Genomic DNA, 16,382 nt, shown 5'->3' on the forward strand with positions numbered 1-16,382 from the left:
GGGTTAGGGAAAATTCCCGACTGGTTGCTCTCCTCGTTTTGATCACCTGAGATGGTGCACGAGGCTCTCTTCCTGCAGAACTTACTGCAGGAGAGTCATGCCCAACCCCGTTTTGGATCGAATAACAACTGTCCCGAAGGTAACCGCCGCAGATGTAGCTGTAGGCTCCCGCGCCCCTAGCAGGACTTTCTCGCCCGAGGTCGACGCTGCCATCGACCGTATCGTGGCAGCTGCCCCTCCGCTCAGCCAGGACCAGCGTGCACGTCTGGCCGCCATCCTTGGTGGTGGTGCCTGATGGCCGCCGACGATCTCAAAGATGCACGGGAAGCCGGCCGATTGTCCGGCGTACAGCTCGACGCCGTGCTCTTGATCGAGGAGCAGCGCACACTCCTCGAGAGTGAGTTTCCGGAGCCGTCCTCTGCCGTTTTGAATGATCACGAAGGGGGACGCCACTCCCCCTCGCCCGCAGGGAGCGAAGCGAGCGAGGACGAGGGCCAGCGGTATTTGGAGGACATGAGCGCCAGCGAAATGTCCGACAAGTACCCTGCTGGCCTGCATCCGTACCCCCTCCCGCGTAGGCACAGCCGTACGTCCAATGAGACTACCCGTGAGCGTCGCCGGGTCTCTTTGGACGTACGGCTCACGGAGACGGAGCGCGAAGCGATCCGCCTCCGTTCCCACGTGCTCGGCGCCAAGCCGAGTGCGTGGGTGCGCGGGGTCGTTCTTGACGCACTGGACGCCCGAAGGGACGAGATCTCGCGGATGCATTTGGCGGCGCTTACATCGACTCCGCCGGAACTTGCCGCAGCTGTGGAACACCTTCGCAAGGTCGGTCAGAATCTCAACCAGGCACTCCGGGCTGTCCACTCTGGAGAGGTCTCGGTGCTCGACGACGGGCTACTCCGTCAGGTGAGCGGCGCCGTCGATGATGTGCGTGAGTCTCTCGGAGATCGGACCTCGTCATGAGCACGATCAACGTCCGGTCGTCCCGTGATGCCGCCGGTGCGGTGAACTATGTCCTCTACGGCAATTCGAGAAAACACCGTACCCAACTCATCGAGTCCGGTCACACCCGTGCCGCGTCGTTTGCAATCTCCGTCGCCGGCGACCTTGGAGCCTCGCCGGGGGCGTTCATCGAACGAACCGAGATGATGGCTGGCGTTCATGGCCGCAAGGTCATGCTCCAGTCCTACGTCCTCGCATTCGCTCCCGACGAGTTCGATGTCACCGACCTGAACGACCTCAACCGTATCCGAGACATCGCGGTTACTCTCGCTGAGCGGATGCATGCCGCTGACTACCTCATCGTGGTGCACGCCGATTCAGCAGGTGGTCACGCGCATGCGCACATCCTCGTGGCCAACCACGACAATCTCACAGGGAAGTCCCTCCAGCGTTACACCAGCTGGAAGCACGGACTCCGTCAGCTGAACGACGACCTCATGCGAGATGAAGGCCTGTGGGTGCTCCCCGACCCCGAGCAGCCCAAACCCGACTGGGAGCTCCGCCGTGAGGCCTTCAGCCCCGGAGGGTTCGAACAGACCCTCGGCGACAAGGTGTATGTGGCACTTTCGGACCCCCGCTCAGTCGATCAGCAGGCATATGAGCAGGTGCTCGAAGAGCAGGGCATCAGGCTGGCCGTCACCCATCGCGACGGGTGGACCTACAAAATGCGGCGCTCCGACAACGGGAAGCTCGGACGTAAAAAGGCCTCGGCACTTACGCCGGAGTTTACCGCAGAGGGGGCCACCAGCATCTTCGATATTCACCAGCAGAACAAGCAGAAAGGCACCACTTATGGGACTCGCAGACCGGCTCCGTCAGGAGCAGCAAAACTCGACACCGTCGATTCCGTCGGAGCCGTCAAACGCCGAGGTCATCGCCGCGGTGAACGTGCAGACGAAGGCCATCAACGGTCTGAAGATGTATCTGCAGATCGTCATCGAGGAGACGGTCAAGGACGAACTGCAGAAGGCCCGGCCATCGACCTCACCGCCCTCCGTCAGCATGTCGCCGCAGATCGCGAGCATCGGGAACAGGTTGAGCGAGATCGAGAAGACTCTCGCCGAGTTCTCACGCAATCTCGACGGAAAGAAGCTCAGCGCCGCCTCGCAGAGCTTGATTCTCGAAGCACAGAGGAATCGTCAGGCCGTGGTTTCGGCGACTGAAAGGCTCCAGGTTCAGGCAGAAGAGAATAGGACCCTCGTCAGCCGCGGCGGTGCAGCTCTTCAGCAGATCGAGGAGCATGCCGGTCAGCAGATCGAAAAGGCAGTCCAGCGGATCGCCGGCGAAGCTTCCCGAGCCGTCACTGCCAATCTCGGCGGTGCCAACAAACGTGCTGACCAGATCATGGCAGCTACCGCCAAGCTGGCCCATCGCCAGCTCTGGTCGGCAGCTGCCGCCATGTTCCTTACGCTCCTGCCGACCGCGACGGTCGTCGCTGGGCTCTGGATCGTCATCGCTGGGCTCTTTACCGGCGTGCATTGGGCCACCGACGTTGACGGCAGCGTGTGGCTCGGCATCGGGCGCTGGCTGGCGGTCGCCTGTGGTGTGTCCGTCGTCGCTTATGGGCTCTTCGTGGGAGCCAGATGGACGACTTCCTTGGTTGCAACTTGGAAGGGCTCCGGAATGCCCCGGTGGCCCCAATGGCGGGAGAAGAAAGGTTGACATGTGCCGCGAAAACCGTCGCGCAATCTTCTACGGCAGCCAGCTCCGAAAGTGACGCCCCAAAGTTGAGTACGTTTCACCTTCGGAACCCGGGAAGCCAGCGGAATCATGCGGATATGCGCGTACGCGCTCGTACTCAACTTGATTTGGTCGCCGAAAAGGTGAGTACGCCTCAACAACCTGCTTCCCTAATTTTCTGCACTTCTTGCCTTCAGACCCGTACTCACTTTTTCCGCAAAAAACTGAGTAGATACCCAACAAGGGTGACTACGTCCCAGCGGCGCCGCCACCAACTCCATCCAGACAACGTGAAACCCCCGGCGGCAACCGGGGGTTTCAGAGAGGACATCAGCACATGTCCAAGAACATTTCCCACCGTACCGCGTTAGAGCCTCCCCGTCCTCGCGGCTGGTCCATCGTGTCCAATGCCTTGACCCGCGAGATGATCGTGAAGTTCGTCGCGGCCCATCCGCGCGACCGGGCGCACGGCGCGATCCATGACCGTGATCCCGGCAGGCATGTCCACGGTCACCTCTTTTTCTACTCGAAAACTCAACGCACTGCTGCGGCGATCCAGCGAAAGTTTCCGGTGCCAGTGATCGTGAAGCCCTTCATCACCCACCCGGGTGAACCCGGCACCGACCGCGGCAAGTTCGCGATGGCACGGGGCGCCCGGTACAACACCCATGAGCACCCTGACCAGCAGGCACTTGGCAAGGCTCGGTACGGCGATGACGAGATGATCGCGACACCGGGCTGGGACTGGCGTTCAGAGGTCGACGCTCTCAATGCCCGCGAGAAGGTTGATCCTGAGCGCGAGGCACGTCTTACCGTGGTCGACCGCTTCTCTCAGCGCGTGCTCGCTGGCGAACTGACTGCCCGGGATGTTCACAACCAGAACAAGAGGATCTACTTGGCCAAGAGCACGAGCCACTGGGCGGCGCTGGAGCGCCAGGCTGCCGAGTGGAAGCGTCAGGATGCCGCAGCAACCGCGCACACGGCCTCCGAGGAGCGCCGGCAGGCCGCAGAGGCGCAGCAGGCCGAGCGGGCACGTTTCGCTGCAAGACAGGCCGAGCGGGAGCGCCAAACCGCAGCCGAGCGGGAGGTTGCCGAGCAGAAAGAGCGCGAAGCGCAGGACCGTCAGTTGGTTGAGGAACAGGCAGCTCGCGAAGCCGCGCTCAAGGCGGAGCAGGCCACGCCTGAGTACAAGGAGCGGATTGCCGCCGAGGAATCAGAACGCATTCGTGGCGATTTGATCGACATGATCGCGATCTGGGACGAGGTCAAGGGCCCCCGGTCGACCCGCAGCGCCCATGCGACCAGCCGGGCGGCAGAACTCGGTCTGACTTCTTCCGAGCACGTCCGTGAGGACGGGGAGCTCACGTGTTTGGGCGCCGCACTGACCTACGCCCAAGCGGTAATGGACCTGGAGCCTGACGACGCCGGTATCGACAAAATCCTGCAGGAAGTTCGGGATGACGTTGATGCCCACCGCCGCGAGATCTCGTCGGTGGGCCTGCGGCTCGCCGGCTCCGAGCTTCACGCAGCAGATGGTATCCAGCCCGCATTCGACAGGGCCCTACATCTGCGAATGGCGTACTCCGGTTATCCCGATCTCATCACCCTTCCGACGCCGCGTTCCGATATCCAAAACGCATGGCACCTCCAGCTCCTGGCAGCGTCCTAACTAATGATTCCTGAAAGGAACCCATCATGAAGTACGGCTACACCCGCACATCGACGAAGGACAAGCAGGACGACGACCTCCAACGCCGGGCACTCATCGCTGACGGCGTCAGTGCGAAACTGATCTTCGCTGACCAGGTCTCCGGTTCGAAGGAGGCCAGAACCCGGTCTGGATGGGCAAATCTGGACGCGCGGCTCTGTGGAGGCGACGAGCTCGTCGTGTGGCGCATCGATCGCATCGGGCGTTCAATGATCGACGTCATCACGACGGTGAATGGTCTCGTTCACCGGGGAGTTGAGGTGCGCTCTCTCTCTGACGGCATCGGCCCGTCGACACGGGAAGGTCGCCTGATGCTCAACCTCATGGCCACCTTCGCCGAGTACGAGCGCGAGCTCATCCAGGAACGTGTTCAGGCCGGAGTCGATGCCGCCAAGGCCCGAGGTGTGAAGTTCGGCCGTCCCACTCCGGACGCCGAGAAGGTCGCTCTCAACCTCCGGACGGTGAAGCACCTCATCGATCTCGAGGGACTCGGAGTAGTTGACGCCGCCCGGACCGTCGGCTGGTCGAAGGCGACCTACTACCGGCACCGTTCGGCGGCCGGAGTCTCATAAACCCCGCCATGAGGCTGAGCCTTCTGAGACAAGATTCCGAGACCCGTTCGCCGGCGCTTTGGCGGTGAACGGGTCTCGTCTCAATTAGGAGATGTTTGCGGGACGCCCAATCTGAGATGCCTAGCCACTGCTGGGGTCCCCAGCTAGAAGCCCAGGTCGACACCGGCGACTGTTTAATATTTTGCCGGCGTCTGCGTCAGCGAGCCTCAACCCGAGGTTAGGCCTTCAGCAATTGCTTGATCATCGTGACGATGTCATCGCGCTTGACCTGCGGCTTGAATGCCACGTCGAAGTTCTCGGAGCTCATCGAGTCGAAGAACCGCTTCGCTGCCTCCATCCGTAGCTGCTCACTCTCACGCATGTCGGAGTGCTTCTCGACATCCTTCGTTTCGACGACGAAGTTGAGAGACAGCTTCCCGTCGGCGCGCTTGAGCACGTACATAAAGTCGGGACTGGTCGTGCCGCCAAAGTAGAGCGGAACCCTGATCGATCTCCGTGGGATCTTCCCGTAGACCACGACCTCGTCGAGTTTGGAGTCTCGGATCGTGTCCCGCTCCTTCGGGGAGTCGTACACGAAGGCGTCGTAGAGGAACTTATCCGGCACCTTCTCTCCTTCATCACGGAGCACACCAATGTTGCCCTGGACGATGCTCTCGAGGGGGGCACCGTCGGCATCAGTGAGCGCAGTGCCGCCGACGAGACCGTCGATCCGCGAGTACGAGAAGCGCTCAAGGAACTCCTTCTGCATCCACTCAGCGAACTGCATGACGAACTCACCGAGCGTCGCCTTGTTGAAGAAGTCGCTCGGAAGCGCCGTCTTCGCGTTCCGACGTACGAGCCCTGCATGGACCCGGTCTATCGGCAGGTACGTCTGAGCGAAAGCGAGCTTGAGCCACTCCCCATAGGGAATCGTCTCGGTAGCATCGAAGATTCTCTTGGTCTCAGATTGAATCTTCAGCCCTGCCTCGGCGTCCTTGACGATCGTGTCCTGCGTGAACCGACCGACGACGGGGCGGTAGATCTCCAGATCGAGGACTGCGTCGATGCACTCGTCGATCTCGTCCAGCGACAGGTCTTCAAGCCGGAGGTAATACTTAGCGTTGACCGTTTCCCATAACTCCTTGAGCTCGCTGTACCGCTCTGGGCGAATGCCGACCTTGGTCGACTTTCCATCTTTGCGGATCTTGTCCGGCTTGAGCCCGGTCTTGTTGAACGCGGGGTAGGCCTCGTAGAGATCGTTCTCACGTCCCGCGACGACGTTTTTGTCCGAATCGACGAGCCCTTTGGTGAGGAGCTCGATGAAGAGCTTGGTCTCGTCGATGCCGAGCTCTGCAGCGACCTTGGGCAGCAGCTCCTTGACCGTGGCTTGGCCGACGGCCGCGTCGGAGTTGATCTCGGACACCAGCGAGTCAGCGAACTCTTGCTCGGTGTAATCGATGAGGTACGTCAGGTAGAACTGCTCACCGGATAGGCGGGTGCCCTTGGCATCGACCGGCAGGCGGAGCCCGCGGCCGACCTCCTGGAGCTTGGAGATGTCGGATCCGGAGGAGCGCAGCTTCACGATCTGGAAAACGTTGGGGTTGTCCCAGCCCTCTCGCAGGGTCCACTTGGAGAACAGGAACCGCCGCGTGTTCGGTGCACCGTCCGCGCCGTGGAACGAGAGCAGCGACTCCTTGTTGCGAAGGATGTCATCGACCTCGGCCTTGATCGCCTCGTCGGCAGTCGAGTTGTCGGCCGCGAAGTAGCCGCCGTTCGTCGCAGGCACATCTGCGAGCGATGCCTTCAGGTAGGCGACGTACTCCTGTGCCACCGGTGAGGTATCACCTTGGCGGTTCTCGATCTCGGCCGTCAGCTTCGCGGCGAGCAGTTCTTCGAAGCGCAACCGAAGGTGCCCGCTGGTGCCGTCGCCGCGGTACGACGCGACCGAGTCGATGAAGAACAGGGTCAGCGTCTTCACCTTGATCGCGCGGCGGAAGTTCTCCCACTCTGCTTCGAAGTGGTTCTCAATCGCCTGCTGCATCATCAGGCTCTGGTAGGTGTGTGAGTAGACCCGGGCAGCGAGGGTATCGCCGATCGCGAGCACCTGACCGTTCGACAGCGTCACACCCGCCTTGATGGCAGGATGCTCAGTCTTTCCGATCGACTCGACGGTGATGCCGGCGAAGGCGCCGTCTGCGAACGAGAGCGACTCGCCCAGATCGAAGGTGAGCGGCTTTCCCGTGTCGAGGTTCTTAAAGGTGGCCTGCTTGGGCTTGCGTGGCGAGAGACTCGTGAGTTTCAGCCGGGTTGTCTCCCCAGACGCGTCCACCGGGTACTGGATCGCGACGCCCTTGACCAGCTGCTCGTTGAACGCCTCGACCGCCCCGAGGTTGAAGACGAGGTTGTTGTAGTCGGTCTTACCGCTCTTATCGAGCTTCGGGAACGTTGCTCCGAAACGGAAGACCGCCAGGGGCTGTATCTCTTCGACAATTGCCCGGTAGGCCTTGTTCTCACGACGGAAGCGGTGGGGCTCATCCATGATCACGATTGGGCGCGTCTGGCGCAGTGCCTCGTAGGGGACGCTCGCCGTGCCCAGAACAGTCTGGTCATAATCGGCAGCCATGGTCGTCTTGGACAACAACATGCCGTCGGTCATCAGGAGCGCCGAAATACGTCCGCGAGAGAGCCGCGAACCGTGAGCGAAGCTCGCGATGGCACTGGGGAACATCTTCCGCCCTTTAGAGCGCTTTTGCGGGTCGAGGACGTCCAGCTGGAGGCTCAGTCGCCCCCCGTATGCGTCAGCGAAGTACTTTCTGGCGTAATCCGACTGCACAAAAGCCTTCGTGCCCTCCTTGATCGGAGTCGACGGCACCAGGACGATGAACTTCGTGAACCCGTACATACGGTTCAGCTCATACATGAGCTGCGTGTAGACGAGCGTCTTGCCCGTTCCAGTCTCCATCTTCGCGTCAATGCCGAGAGCGCCGTCGTCGATGTGACCACGCCAGGGGCGCGGTATAGCAGCGATGCCGTCAAGCACACCCGACTGGATTTCGGCGATGTTATGGGCGATCTGCGGGTCTGCGGGGTCGAACGCAATGTTGGCCTCGGGAGGGGTACTGGTATCGAGATCGACTCCGTCGAAGACACGCGTCAGTGCCCTAAGGGCGCGCTGCTGGTGCTCAAGAGTCTGCAGGCGAATCTGCATTGATCAGAATCTCTCGATCACGGAGATAGTGCGCCCCGACTTGAGCGATGCAAGGTTCTTTTTCAACTCGTGCATCACTGAAAATGTGACTGAATAGCCGAACACGACCATACGATCCAGATCAAGCTCACCATTTTCGAGCATGGACACGAGTTGGAGGACGTCCTCGCTAGTCAGGCCTGGCTGGATAACGTAACCGGAGCCGCGGCACACGCGGAGCTCGTACTCGTCAAGTCGGATCGTCTGAACCTCAGGCGTCAGGCCGAAGCCGTCCTGAACCAACCAGGTCGTGAGCGCTACCTCGTCACCGGGCGTGCCACCGAAGCTGAACTTCGACAAGAAGTCGCCGCTGAAAAGGACGTCGCTATTGTTCGGGTCAAACGACTGAAGTTCGTCCACCGTCTTCTGGCTCGGCTCAGTGAGCCGGAACAGTCGGAATCCGTAGTCGATCTGAGCGTCGGTCTCAGCACGTATCTTCTCTGCAGACCGCCTGATGCGGTCCCGTCCAATCTCGTCTATATGGCTATAACCCGCCTTGAAAGCAGAACCCCCACGGTCGACGGCCTCCGGCAGCTGAACCATAAGATACCGTCTACGAAGACCGTCCTCAGCATTGAGCTGCATAACGGCATGCGCTGATGTCGCGGAGCCAGAGAAGAAGTCGAGAACGATGTCTCCATCTTGCATATTCACGGAAGAGATCAAAGTCCGGAGGATTGAAGTTGGCTTCGGGTAGGAAAAGACACCCTTGCGGCCCAGGAGCTTTTCGACCTCAACGCCTCCGTCACTCTTCGTTGAAAGAATTGACCGAAGGAGCAATGTGTCGAGCTCATCAAGATAGCTGATCGAGCTCGGCTGCGTTTTCTCGTTCCTTGCAAACCAGATCTTACCGGCTCGGAAACTTCCGTCTGGGAGTTCTTCAACATGCGAATAGGCCCCGTCTACGATCCCCGCAGCGGCTTCAAAAGTCTCTTTCTTCCAGCGCCAGCCTCGATCGGGCACTGCTACGGGAACACCGGAAACCGGATGCAGAACATCGTACGTTGGACCGAAAGTGTCAGCGTTGGGCCAGCTCATGTTGATTTTGCCCCACAGCCGGTAATCTTTATCCAGCGAGTTATATAAAGTGATCCCGCGGTCAAACTGCTGTTTCTTGTACAGCTGTTTGATCTCTGCTTCGGCCTGTGGGATTGGGATGTTTCGGCGTTTCAGCTTCTCTAGGAGAGTATGAACGCTGGAAAGCCCGTCCTTCGGCATTGTAAACTCATGATCCCGCGATGCGTTCCGGACGTAGACCAGGACGTACTCGTGAATACTTCCAACACCCTTATCGTTCTTTGGAATTCGCTTGTTCCAGACGATAGTTTCAACGAAATTCTGCTCACCAAAGACTTCATCGCAGATAGCACGGAGATTCGTATGCTCGTTATTGTCGATGCTGATGAAGATCACGCCATCGTCTGCCAACAGCTCCTTGGCGAGCTCAAGCCGTGGGTACATGAACGTAAGCCAAGCGGAGTGTGAAGACCTGCCTCGTAGGTCAATGATCCGTCGAGCCTCGTCCTCTCCCAGACCGATCTTCTCCATGAGGTGTTTCTCGGTAAAACCGAAGTCGTCGTTGTAGACGAACCCATCCGACCCGGTGTTGTAAGGCGGGTCGATATATATGCACTTCACCTTGTCGCTGTACGAGCCAAGGAGGTGCTTAAGCGCGTCAAGGTTGTCGCCGACGACATAGAGATTCTCCGACGAGGCGTTGGTGACATCAGAATTGTGCTCGAGATCGGGGACCACGACTGTCTCAGTCTTCGTCGAGGTCAGGTATTTGGCATACGACTTTCCGAGAAACTTGAGCTCGTATCCCTCTCGGGTCAGGTTTACCTCGCCAGCGCGAAGCGCCTCTTGGAGGCGGTCAAGCATGAAGCCGCCGTCCTTGTCGAAGTACTCCGGCAGGGCGGCACGCAGCCTTGCGATCTCGAAGTCCGCCGGACCAGCGGTTTCGTTTGCCTCATACGCTTCTAGGATCATTGGCGCTTACTTTTTCCCTTGAGCCGCAGAGGTTATTCCGTGACGGAACTCCACCACGTCGCCGTCGACCATGACGTAGTCCTTGCCTTCGATGCGGACCTTGCCGCGGGACTTGGCCTCGGCCATGGAGCCGGCCTCGACGAGGTCGTCGAAGGAAACCACCTCGGCCTTGATGAAGCCGCGCTGGAAGTCGGAGTGGATGACGCCGGCAGCCTGCGGCGCGGTGTCACCCTTGCGGATGGTCCAGGCGCGGGTTTCCTTGGGACCTGCGGTCAGGTAGGTCTGCAGGCCCAGCGTGTGGAAGCCGACGCGGGCCAGCTTGTCCAGGCCTGACTCCTCCTGGCCGCTCATTTCGAGCATTTCACGGGCTTCGTCCTCGTCCAGTTCCACGAGGTCGGCCTCGAGCTTGGCGTCCAGGAAGATGGCGTCGGCCGGTGCCACGAGTTCGCGCAGTTCGGCCTGGCGTTCCGGGTTGGCCAGCACGGCGTCGTCGACGTTGAACACGTAGATGAACGGCTTGGCGGTGAGCAGGCTCAGCTCGCGCAGGTGCTCCATGTCCAGCTTGTCGGAGGCGACGGAAGCGAAGATGGTGTCGCCACGCTCCAGCACACTCTGGGCGGCCTGCATGGCGGCCAGCTGCGCGGCGTCGCGCTTCTTGATCTTGACTTCCTTCTCCACCCGCGGAATCGCCTTTTCGAGCGTCTGCAGGTCGGCGAGGATCAGTTCGGTGTTGATGGTCTCCATGTCGGAGCGCGGATCCACCTTGCCGTCCACGTGGATGACGTCGGGGTCATCGAACACGCGGATCACCTGGGCGATCGCCTCGGCTTCGCGGATGTTCGCCAGGAACTGGTTGCCGAGGCCTTCGCCTTCGGACGCGCCCTTGACGATGCCGGCGATGTCCACGAAGGACACCGTCGCCGGAAGGATGCGCGCCGAGCCGTGGATTTCGGCCAGCTTGGCCAGCCGCGGATCCGGCAGCGAGACGACGCCGACGTTCGGTTCGATGGTGGCGAACGGATAGTTCGCCGCCAGAACGTTATTGCGGGTCAGCGCATTGAACAGGGTTGATTTGCCGACGTTGGGCAGGCCGACGATGCCAATAGTAAGAGCCACGGTAAACAATCATACCGGTGTCGGCTACGCTCCGGCGCGCCGGCCTCCCAAACCGCGGGAGGTGTCGCCCATGGCCTTGAGGGTGGCGCGGATCTCCTTGGGCAGCGAGAACATGATGTCCTCCTGCGCCGTGACCACTTCCTCGACGTCGCCGTAGCCATACTGGGCCAGCAGGTTCAGCACCTCCTGGACCAGGGTTTCCGGAACCGAGGCGCCGGAAGTCACTCCGACGGTGCTGACGCCCTCGAACCAGCTCTCGTCCACCTCGTTGGCGAAATCGATCCGGTAGGAGGCCTTGGCTCCGTATTCCAGGGCAACTTCGACCAGGCGCACCGAGTTGGAGGAGTTCGCCGAACCCACCACCAGGACCAGATCGGCCTCGGGTGCGATCTTCTTGATCGCGGTCTGGCGGTTGGAGGTGGCGTAGCAAATGTCATCGCTGGGCGGATCCTGCAGAGTGGGGAACCGCTTGCGCAGCAGTTCCACCGTGTGCATCGCTTCATCGACGCTCAGCGTGGTCTGGGACAGCCAGATCACCTTGTCCGGATCGCGAACCGTCACCTTGTCGACGTCTTCGGGGCCGTTGACGATCTGCGTGTGCTCCGGCGCCTCGCCGTAGGTGCCTTCGACTTCCTCGTGTCCGGCGTGCCCGATCAGCAGGATGTCGAAGTCGTCGCGGGCGAACCGGACGGCTTCCTTGTGGACCTTGGTCACCAGCGGGCAGGTGGCGTCGATGGTGCGTAGCTGGCGGTCCGCGGCGGACTGCACGACGGCGGGTGACACACCGTGGGCAGAAAAGATCAGCAGCGATCCCTCCGGAACCTCGTCGGTTTCGTCGACGAAGATGGCTCCTTTTTCCTCGAGTGTCTGGACGACGTGGAGGTTGTGCACAATCTGCTTGCGGACGTAGACGGGCGGCCCGTAGGCCTCCAGAGCCTTCTCCACCGCGATCACGGCACGGTCAACACCGGCGCAGTAGCCGCGCGGTGCGGCAAGCAGGACACGGCGGGGGCCGTTTACAGGGGCGGCAGCAGCCACCTCCTGGGGGCTGCGGCGCCGGCGGGGCACGGTGGGCATAGGCACGGATACGGCAGTGCTGGTCATGCCTCCATGCTATCGGTTACCCCGGCGGCCAACGGGCACCGGGGCGGGCAGTCCGCTGTCGGCGCACTGCCCGGCCTGCCTCCCCGCCGGAGCTGCCGGTCTATCGGCGCCGGCGCAATCCGCTCACCGAATGTGCCACCAGTCCCAGCACCAGGAGCACCGCCGCCCCGAGGAGGAAGGCCACGGTCCAGGCCTGCAGGCTCGCGGAGACTTCCGCCGCGAAAGCGGAGCCGAACGTTTCAGCAACGGCGCTGCCGTAGGCCGGACGGTCCGCGAGCCCCGGCAGGCTGGCGGCGCCCACCCAGATCAATCCCCCGGCCAGCACACCGCCGACGCCCAGCCAGGCCAGGGCGGCGCTGCGCCTGCGCGCAAGCAGCAGGGCCAGGACGGCGGCCACGACGGCACCCGCGGCCAGGAATGGCCAGGCATTGGCCGCGCTCACCGCCAGCTCGACATAGTGGCGCTGGTCCGCTCCCGCGAGGGGCACCGGCGACTGTTCCGGCGGAACGACGTCGACCCCTGTCTCGCCGCCGATGGTTTCCGTCACCAGCCCCACCAGAGGCGCCACGTCCAGGGTGACCTCGCCCTCGCCGTCGAACGTCTCGGCATGCGAGGCGCGCAGCGTCTCATCCCAGGCCTGCGGATACGCCGGCAGCGCCTGCACTCCCTGCACCGCGGTGCTGATCAGCGGCTCCACCAGGGGCATGACGGCGGAGGGCGCCTCAATGCTGGCAGCCGCCTGCCGCCCCAGCGCTTCCGAAAGTTCCTGCTGGAAAGCCTCATCGGTGCCCAGCGGCTGTCCCAGGGAGGTGAAACCGTTCTGGGAGACCACGTTTTCCGCCAGCCAGGCGGAACAGAAAGCGGCGGCCGCCAGCAGGATGGCCACCAGGCCCAAAAGTGCCGAACCGAATGTTCGCATGGATTGTCTCCTCGTTCCTTCGCAGAATGGCTCAGCGGACCTGTTGCATCCGACGGTTCCAGAAGCGTATCCAGAAGCGTACCGTCCGGGTCCGGAACGCGCGTTGTGGGCGGCACCTGATAGACATTAACTTATGCAAGACCCCCTAGACCCCCTGGACCCCTCCGGTGCCGACGAAAAGGCTCCCACCAGCCTTCCGAAGACCGCCGCGGAAACGACTCCCGAGAATCCCTGGCCGCTGCAGCTGCTCTCGAAGAACCTCAAGACGTACATCGACCGTGCCCCCGCCACCTGGGTGGAGGGGCAGATCATCGAGCTGAACAAGCGCGCCAACGCCTCCTACATCACGCTGCGCGACGTCGATGCGGAGATCTCCCTCTCGCTGACCGTCTGGAGCACCGTGATGAACCGGCTGGAGCTGCCGCTGGAGCGCGGCGCCCGGGTGGTGGCCCAGGTGAAACCCGATTTCTGGGTCAAGACCGGCCGGCTGTCCATGCAGACCCGCGACATCCGCCCGGTGGGGATCGGTGACCTGCTGGCCCGGATCGAGCGCCTGCGGCAGTCCCTGGCCGCCGAAGGACTGTTCCGCGAGGACCGGAAGCTGCCGCTGCCGCTGCTGCCCGGACGGATCGGGCTGATCACCGGCCGCAATTCCGACGCCATGAAGGACGTCATGAAGAACGCCGCGCTGCGCTGGCCTGCGGTGGCCTTCGAGGTACGCGAAGTCGCCGTGCAGGGCGTGAACGCCGTCGCCGAGGTCACCCGGGCGCTGGCCCAGCTCGACGCCATGCCCGAGGTGGACGTCATCGTGATCGCACGCGGCGGCGGGTCCCTGGAGGATCTGCTGCCGTTCAGCCATGAGGACCTGGTTCGGGCGGTCTCCGCGGCATCCACTCCGGTGGTCAGCGCCATCGGGCACGAGGCGGACCGGCCGCTGCTGGACGAGGTGGCCGACCTGCGGGCCTCCACCCCCACCGATGCCGCGAAGCGGATCGTGCCGGATGTGGGCGAGGAGCTGCACCGCATTGCCGCCGCCCGGGCGCAGCTTCGGCGCATCGTGGAGCTGACCGTTGGCCGGGAAAAGGAGCGGCTGAACCACATCCGGTCCCGGCCGGTGATGGCGGCGCCGCAGACCATGATCGACGGGCGTGCGCAGGATGTCTCGCGCCTGCGGGAGCGTGCCCTGTCCTGCATGGTGTCGGAGGTCCGGCGGGACACCGACCGCATTTCCCATCTCCGGGCCCAGGTGCGCGCCCTGTCGCCGCAGAACACGCTGGACCGCGGCTACGCCGTCGTGCAGCTGGCCGACGGCGCCGTGGTCCGGAACGCCGCAGCGGTCCCCGACGCGGCGCAGCTGCGCATCCGGGTCGCCGTCGGCGAGCTGGCGGCCACCGCCGCTCCCCGCACCGCAGAGCCGCCCGCGCGCGAATGAATTGTCCCCGGCGGCCTCCCCCGCGCCGTCCCCCACCAGCACGGAATCCTCCCCAGAACCGAAGGAAGCACCAGTTATGAACCCCGCAGCAAACGAAGCAGCAGCAGTTCCCGCCGACATCGAGGCCATGAGCTACGAACAGGCCCGCGACGAACTCGTGTCAGTGGTCGGCCGGCTCGAAACCGGCGGCGCCTCGCTCGAAGAGTCGCTCGCCCTATGGGAGCGCGGCGAGCAGCTCGCCACCCGCTGCGAGTCCTGGCTGGAGGGCGCCCGGCGGCGCCTCGACGCTGCCCGGGAGCAGGCCCGCGGGGAATAGCCCGCGGTCCCGCTCCCCTGCCGGCGGCGTCCTTCGGTCCCCTGCCGGCAGGCAGCTACTGCCTGTACGTGCTCAGGAACTCGCCGAGCCGGATCATGGCGTCCTCGATGTCCTCCACGTTGGGCAGCGTGACCATCCGGAAGTGGTCCGGACGCACCCAGTTGAAGGCTGTACCCACGGAGACCAGGATCTTCTGCTGCTTGAGCAGGTCCAGGGCGAACTGCTCGTCGCTGGCGATCGGATAGACCTCCGGATCCAGCTTCGGGAACAGGTACAGCGCCCCCATTGACAGCTCGCAGCTGACGCCGGGAATGTCGTTGAGCATCTTGTGGGCGAGGTCGCGCTGTGCTTTCAGCCGGCCGCCGGGCAGAATCAGGTCGTTGATGCTCTGGTAGCCGCCCAGCGCGGTCTGGATCGCGTGCTGGCCCGGAACATTGGCGCACAGCCGCATGTTCGCCAGCAGGTTGATGCCTTCGATGTAGTCGGCGGCCTCATGCTTGGGACCGGAAATCGCCATCCAGCCACTGCGGTAGCCGGCGATCCGGTATGCCTTGGACAGGCCGCTGAACGTCAGGCACAGCACGTCGTCGCCGGTGACGGCGGCCGAGTTGATGTGCACGGCGTCGTCGTACAGGATCTTCTCGTAGATCTCGTCGGAGAAAATGATCAGCCCGTGCTTGCGGGCCAGGTCCACGATGGCCTTGACGATGTGTTCCGGATAGACGGCGCCGGTGGGGTTGTTCGGGTTGATCAGCACGATGCCCTTGGTGCGGTCGGTGATCTTGGATTCAAGATCCTCGACGTCGGGCCACCAGTGCGCGTCTTCGTCGCACAGGTAGTGCACGGCGGTGCCGCCGGCCAGCGACACCGACGCGGTCCACAGCGGATAATCCGGTGCCGGCACCAGGATTTCGTCGCCGGTGTTCAGCAGCGCCTGCATGGACAGGGTGATCAGTTCGCTGACGCCGTTGCCCAGGTAGACGTCGTCGACGTCGATGCTCTGGATGCCCCGGCTCTGGTAGTACTGCACGACGGCGGTGCGGGCGGAGAAGATGCCGCGGGAGTCGCTGTAGCCCTGGGCCTTGGGCAGGTGGCGCACCATGTCCACCAGGATGGCTTCGGGGGCCTCGAAGCCGAACGGCGCCGGATTGCCGATGTTCAGCTTCAGGATCCGGTGGCCGGCCGCCTCCATGCGCTGCGCATGCTCCAGCAGCGGCCCCCGGATGTCATAGAGAACGTTGTGGAGCTTGTGCGACTGCTTGAATTCTGCCATCCATTCATCGTGCCACAGAGAGAGGACCCCCTTCCGCATGTG

Annotated in this window: 13 protein-coding genes; 7 read left to right on the forward strand and 6 right to left on the reverse strand. The window is 62.8% G+C overall.

Annotation, left to right across the window (positions count from 1 at the left end):
- Positions 1-294: 294 nt before the first annotated feature.
- The 5 genes from QNO00_RS05160 to QNO00_RS05180 all read left to right on the forward strand — a co-directional run bounded on the left by QNO00_RS05160 (position 295) and on the right by QNO00_RS05180 (position 4,965).
- Positions 295-966: a plasmid mobilization protein gene (locus QNO00_RS05160; protein ID WP_284023847.1), complete on the forward strand. Its 672-nt coding sequence runs from the start codon at positions 295-297 to the stop codon at positions 964-966.
- The gene (locus QNO00_RS05165) at positions 963-2,168 is read left to right on the forward strand and encodes a relaxase/mobilization nuclease domain-containing protein (protein WP_284023848.1); all 1,206 of its coding nucleotides are present in this window, start codon (positions 963-965) and stop codon (positions 2,166-2,168) included. The genes QNO00_RS05160 and QNO00_RS05165 overlap by 4 nt, the downstream gene beginning before the upstream one ends.
- Complete coding sequence (locus QNO00_RS05170; RefSeq protein ID WP_284023849.1) at positions 2,152-2,667, forward strand: KH domain-containing protein; 516 nt, start codon at positions 2,152-2,154, stop codon at positions 2,665-2,667. Before QNO00_RS05165 ends, QNO00_RS05170 begins: the two co-directional genes overlap by 17 nt.
- 355 nt (positions 2,668-3,022) lie before the next feature.
- Positions 3,023-4,354, forward strand: coding sequence for a coiled-coil domain-containing protein (locus tag QNO00_RS05175; protein ID WP_284023850.1), 1,332 nt, complete (start codon positions 3,023-3,025; stop codon positions 4,352-4,354).
- 26 nt (positions 4,355-4,380) lie between these two features.
- Positions 4,381-4,965: a recombinase family protein gene (locus tag QNO00_RS05180; protein ID WP_284023851.1), complete on the forward strand. Its 585-nt coding sequence runs from the start codon at positions 4,381-4,383 to the stop codon at positions 4,963-4,965.
- 217 nt (positions 4,966-5,182) lie between these two features.
- Here QNO00_RS05180 and QNO00_RS05185 read toward each other — a convergent pair whose 3' ends face one another.
- From QNO00_RS05185 to QNO00_RS05205, 5 genes are all read right to left on the reverse strand, one after another.
- Positions 5,183-8,152: a type III restriction-modification system endonuclease gene (locus QNO00_RS05185; protein WP_284023852.1), complete on the reverse strand. Its 2,970-nt coding sequence runs from the start codon at positions 8,150-8,152 to the stop codon at positions 5,183-5,185.
- Positions 8,153-8,155: 3 nt separating this feature from the next.
- Complete coding sequence (locus tag QNO00_RS05190; protein ID WP_284023853.1) at positions 8,156-10,180, reverse strand: site-specific DNA-methyltransferase; 2,025 nt, start codon at positions 10,178-10,180, stop codon at positions 8,156-8,158.
- Positions 10,181-10,186: 6 nt separating this feature from the next.
- Positions 10,187-11,296 carry a redox-regulated ATPase YchF gene (ychF, locus tag QNO00_RS05195; protein ID WP_284023854.1) on the reverse strand — a complete coding sequence of 370 codons (1,110 nt, stop codon included), beginning with the start codon at positions 11,294-11,296 and terminating at the stop codon, positions 10,187-10,189.
- Between the two features lie 24 nt (positions 11,297-11,320).
- Positions 11,321-12,400 (reverse strand): 4-hydroxy-3-methylbut-2-enyl diphosphate reductase, encoded by a 1,080-nt coding sequence (locus QNO00_RS05200; protein ID WP_284023855.1) that lies wholly within the window; start codon positions 12,398-12,400, stop codon positions 11,321-11,323.
- 100 nt (positions 12,401-12,500) lie between these two features.
- Complete coding sequence (locus tag QNO00_RS05205) at positions 12,501-13,319, reverse strand: hypothetical protein (RefSeq protein WP_284023856.1); 819 nt, start codon at positions 13,317-13,319, stop codon at positions 12,501-12,503.
- 133 nt (positions 13,320-13,452) lie between these two features.
- Here QNO00_RS05205 and xseA point away from each other — a divergent pair, with 133 nt between their 5' ends.
- Positions 13,453-14,751 (forward strand): exodeoxyribonuclease VII large subunit, encoded by a 1,299-nt coding sequence (xseA, locus tag QNO00_RS05210; protein ID WP_284023857.1) that lies wholly within the window; start codon positions 13,453-13,455, stop codon positions 14,749-14,751.
- 76 nt (positions 14,752-14,827) lie between these two features.
- On the forward strand, positions 14,828-15,067 hold the full coding sequence (locus QNO00_RS05215) for an exodeoxyribonuclease VII small subunit (protein ID WP_229964945.1): 240 nt from the start codon (positions 14,828-14,830) through the stop codon (positions 15,065-15,067).
- 55 nt (positions 15,068-15,122) lie between these two features.
- On the opposite strand, the gene QNO00_RS05220 is transcribed toward QNO00_RS05215, so the two are convergent.
- Positions 15,123-16,340 carry a pyridoxal phosphate-dependent aminotransferase gene (locus QNO00_RS05220; protein WP_229964944.1) on the reverse strand — a complete coding sequence of 406 codons (1,218 nt, stop codon included), beginning with the start codon at positions 16,338-16,340 and terminating at the stop codon, positions 15,123-15,125.
- Between the last annotated feature and the right edge of the window lie 42 nt (positions 16,341-16,382).

The organism is Arthrobacter sp. zg-Y1219 (assembly GCF_030125545.1).
Lineage (GTDB): Bacteria > Actinomycetota > Actinomycetes > Actinomycetales > Micrococcaceae > Arthrobacter_B.